The sequence below is a fragment of the Synechococcus sp. R8-2 genome (assembly GCF_047461715.1).
Classification (GTDB): domain Bacteria; phylum Cyanobacteriota; class Cyanobacteriia; order Thermostichales; family Thermostichaceae; genus Thermostichus.
Window position 1 is genome coordinate 1 of the sequence record NZ_JANSHQ010000584.1, and the last position, 4,179, is coordinate 4,179.

A 4,179-nucleotide genomic window follows, 5' to 3' on the forward strand; every position below is an offset into this window, starting at 1 on the left:
ATTGACTAGAGTCATGCTCTCATAAGGGCTTCTGTTTTATCTTAGGAAGAATCCACCCAGGGATCCCTTAGGTTGTCCTTGGTTGGTATCCCTTTGGCAAGATCCGCTAGCCCAACCCAGGCCATGTTGCCCGTTCGCCCCCGCGAAACTGTTTCCATGTTCACCCGCGACGGGATCCAACTGGACGCGGATGTCTATCGCCCGCAAGGGGAGGGGAGCTACCCGGTTTTGCTGATGCGGCAGCCCTATGGGCGGGCCATTGCCTCGACGGTGGTGTATGCCCATCCCAGATGGTATGCGGCCCAGGGGTACATTGTGGTCATCCAGGATGTGCGCGGACGGGGAACTTCCAAGGGATCCTTCTACCCTTTCCGCCATGAGGTGGAAGACGGGTTTGACGCCGTCAATTGGGCGGCTGCCTTGCCGGGGAGCAACGGCGTAGTGGGCATGTACGGCTTCTCTTATCAGGGCATGACCCAGCTGTATGCGGCTTCTACCCGTCCCAGCGCCTTGAAGGCCATCTGCCCGGCGATGCTGCCTTACGATCTCTATGCCGATGCCGCTTACCCAGGGGGGGCCTTTGCCTTCTACAACAACCTCAGTTGGGCCTTGCAACTGGAGACCGAAGGGGCGCGTCTCAGGGGGGATGCCAATGCCTACCAAGCGCTTTTGAAAGCTGCCCGCAATCTCCCCCTCTACGACCCTATCCCCCTCAAGCCGGGGGTGTTGCAGCAGTATGCCCCCCAATCCTATTACTTCGACTGGCTGGAGCACAGCGAGCCGGATGAATACTGGCGCAAGCTCTCTCCCCGTCTAGAGGTGGTGGATCTGCCGATGCTACACATTGCCGGCTGGTTTGACAGCTACCTGAGTGGTAGCCTGCGCCTCTACAAGGAAATGAGCGCCCGCAGCCAGAACCCTCAATACCTGATCATCGGCCCTTGGATCCATCTCCCTTGGGGGCGCAAAGTGGGGGCGTTGGACTTTGGCCCAGAGGCTGTCAGCCCCATCGATCGCCTGCAGGTGCGCTGGTTTGACCAGTTCCTCAAAGGCAAAGATACAGGGATCCTCCAGGAGCCGCTGGTACGCCTGTTCGAGATGGGATCCAACCGCTGGCGCGGCTTTGATGCTTGGCCTACCCCTGAGCCAAAAGCTTTTTACCTACACAGCACCGGCTTGGCTGCCCTTTCAGAAGCAGAGGGATCCCTTCGCCCTGAACCCTCGCCGACGCAACAATCGGATACCTTTGTTCACGATCCCTGGCGACCGGTGCCGGCCTTGGGGGGCCACCTAGTTCAGCCTGCCGGGCCGCAAGAGCGCTCCGCCCTCGACTGCCGCACCGATGTCCTGACCTATACCACTCCGCCGCTGCAAGCCGAGCTGGTTCTGGTCGGGGACATTGCTGTGGAGGTGTACGCGGAGGCCGACAGCCCCAGTTTCGATCTTTGCGCTGTGCTCTCGGTGGTAAGGCCCGATGGGCAGGTGTATAACTTTTCCCAAGGCTATTGTCGCCTACGGGATCCCCAGCCCGGTACCCCCATTCTGATTCCCTGTCAGCCCACCTGTATTCGCATTCCTTGCGGTCATGCTCTGCGCCTCAGCCTTAGCGCGGCTTGTTTTCCGGCCTATCCTGTCAACACAGGCACGGGAATGCGGGAAGAGCGGCTGATTGAGGCCCGCATTCTCACCATCACTCTCCGCAGCGGTGGCGAGACGCCTTCGCGGCTGCACCTGCCCATGGCTTGAAGCCAAGAAGAGACCAAGCTTCGGGATCCCGTTCGCAATCCCCGCTTACAAAGAGACACCAAACGTTAGGATAGAAACAGGCAGGGCAAGGGAACACCATGTTGCAAGACCCAAAGTTGATCCGGCACTATCAGGCTTTGACCGATGCTCTGGTGGATACCTGGCAGCGGGGCTACCGGCGCACCGATGAGCTACGTCTGCTGGTGGATGGCTACCTGCTGGCCTTGCGAACTGGCAAACAATTGGAGCCCTTCGAGATCTATCGCATTGAGGACGAGGTCAACCGCTTCCTCTACGATCCGTCCAACTTCATAGATCCGGAATTGGAGCCAGAGGCGGAGCCGATGCGGGGTTATTGATTTTGTGAATCCCTGTTGGCGATCCCTAGAACAGGTGGGGCAAAGTTTTGATTCCAACCTTTTCTGATCTCCCCTCGCCCCTTGGGAGAAAGACTAGGGGGGAGGGCGCTGACTGAGTTCTGGTTTTGTCGAGCATCTTGCGCCTGGTAGGCTGAGAGGGATCGATTCGTTCCTGATTCCAGTCGTATCGGTTCTATGGCGGTTTGGGATAGGGTGATGACCTCCCGGCATCTGCCCCTGCTGGGATCCGGCTTGGGCTTGGGGGTAGCCCTGATCCTCTGGTACGGGGTGTTTGGCTACCACGTGCTGCAGATTGGCCTCTGGCTGCTGAGCATCCTGCTGGTGGGGTTGTATTGGGCGCAGTTTTCCCCGGCTCAACCCCCTTGGGATCCGACGCGGCTGCGCTGGCAACAGGAGCTGTTGCACCTGGGGCTGTTGGTGTTGGTCTTTGCCCCGATCTACCTCTACGACCTGCCCAACATCCCTTTTCAGATCAATACTGACGAGATTGTGATCACCTCCATGGCCCGTCGCGCCTCAGGGGTGCGCTATCCCGATATCTTTGGGCTGATGCCGGAGTATTTCTATTTCCCCCGCTTCATGTTCAGCCTCTTCGGCGGCCTGACGCGGCTGATGGGGGGAGTCACGCTGCTCAATGTGCGCACGGTACATGCCGCCTTCGGGGTCGTCACCATTCTGGTGGCCTACGGGTTTTTTCGGGCATTTTGGGGATCCCGGCTGGCTTTGGCGGGGGCGGCCCTCTTGGGATCCAACCACGCCTTGCTGGGCATCAGCCGCATGGCCATGCGGGAAAACCTGATTGTGCTGGTGGAGTGTGCGGCCCTGGCCTTGCTCCTCAAGGGCGTGCGGGAAAAAAATCCCCTGTTGCTCTATCTGGGGGGAGGAGCGGCGGCTTTCTCCCTCTACGGCTATTTGCCGGGGCGGGTGGTGATCCTGCTGGGGTTGCTGTTTGGAGTTCTGTACCTGCTCCTGGGCCGGGAGGATCTCCGAGGAGAAAACAAGCAAGCTAATCCCCTCTGGGTCCTGGCTAAGCTGACGGTGCCCGCGGCGCTGGGCTTTTTTCTGGTGGCTGGGCCCATTCTGGTGGCCACGGTCACAGCACCTGCGGTGAGCGCCGAGTACTCTCGCCAACAATTTCTCTTTTTCCCGGAAGGGCGGGCGTTACAACAGATGTGGGTGAATGCGGCTACGCCAGAGGAGGCGGTCTGGCGCAACATCTTCAACGGCCTGAGTATGTTCAACGACCCCGGCCAGCACGACCGCGGCTACATCTATCCCAACTACGGCCATGCTTTTGTGGATCCCTTGACGGGGGCTTTGATCTGGCTGGGGCTGGGATCCGGCCTCTACCGCCTTTTCAAGAAGCGCAGCCAGCCCCACGACTGGCTCTGTATCGGCAGCTTCCTATTTCTCTACCTGCTGTTTAGCTTGGCCATCACCAAAGCCCCCAACTACACCCGCCTGCTGGTGATCCTGCCCTTTGTAGCCTATCTAACCTTGGAAGGGATCCAAGTGCTGGCAGGTCTCCTGGAACGCTGGGGATCCCGGGCCGGGAGTTGGCTGCCGGCGGCGGCGATGGCGGGGGCAATCCTGCTGATTGGGGGGTGGAACCTGGCCATTTTTGGAGACTTTGTCCACAAAGGCTGGACGCAGGGCAACGATGTGGGGGCCACCGGGCGCTATGTGGCAGCTCGCCAAATGGATCCCGACTACCGCTTCTATCTGGCCGCCAGCGCTGCCTACCCCTATTTCGGCTGGGGGGAACCCCACTATTGGCAAAGCTGGATCCAATTTTTTGCCGGACGGGAACAAAAGGTAGCGGTGTTTTCCCCTGAGGTGTTGCCCATCCAGGCGCTGGAGCCACCGTTTACCCTGTTCATGAACGAGTGGGTATGGGATCAGCAAGGGGCAGAACTGCAACGGCGTTTTCCCAGCGGACGGTTGCACCGGATCCCTGCCGAGCGGGGGCTATGGGCCTTTGAGGTGGTGGATCCCTAGAGCTCCCCCCCTGGTTTGGCCAACCCACCGTCCGCGGGACGGAGTCCTTTCGCGT

The 4,179-nt window shown here is 59.8% G+C and carries 3 protein-coding genes; all 3 read left to right on the top strand.

Annotation, left to right across the window (positions count from 1 at the left end; genetic code table 11):
* Nucleotides 1–72: 72 nt before the first annotated feature.
* The 3 genes from NW819_RS12755 to NW819_RS12765 all read left to right on the top strand — a co-directional run bounded on the left by NW819_RS12755 (nucleotide 73) and on the right by NW819_RS12765 (nucleotide 4,124).
* The gene (locus tag NW819_RS12755) at nucleotides 73–1,746 is read left to right on the top strand and encodes a CocE/NonD family hydrolase (protein ID WP_414413972.1); all 1,674 of its coding nucleotides are present in this window, start codon (nucleotides 73–75) and stop codon (nucleotides 1,744–1,746) included.
* A 98-nt stretch (nucleotides 1,747–1,844) separates the two neighbouring features.
* Nucleotides 1,845–2,105, top strand: a complete 261-nt coding sequence (locus NW819_RS12760) for a DUF6761 family protein (RefSeq protein WP_011434405.1) — start codon at nucleotides 1,845–1,847, stop codon at nucleotides 2,103–2,105.
* A 216-nt stretch (nucleotides 2,106–2,321) separates the two neighbouring features.
* A complete protein-coding gene (locus NW819_RS12765; protein WP_414375239.1) occupies nucleotides 2,322–4,124 on the top strand; it encodes a glycosyltransferase family 39 protein in 1,803 nt (600 codons plus the stop codon).
* Nucleotides 4,125–4,179 lie beyond the last annotated feature (55 nt).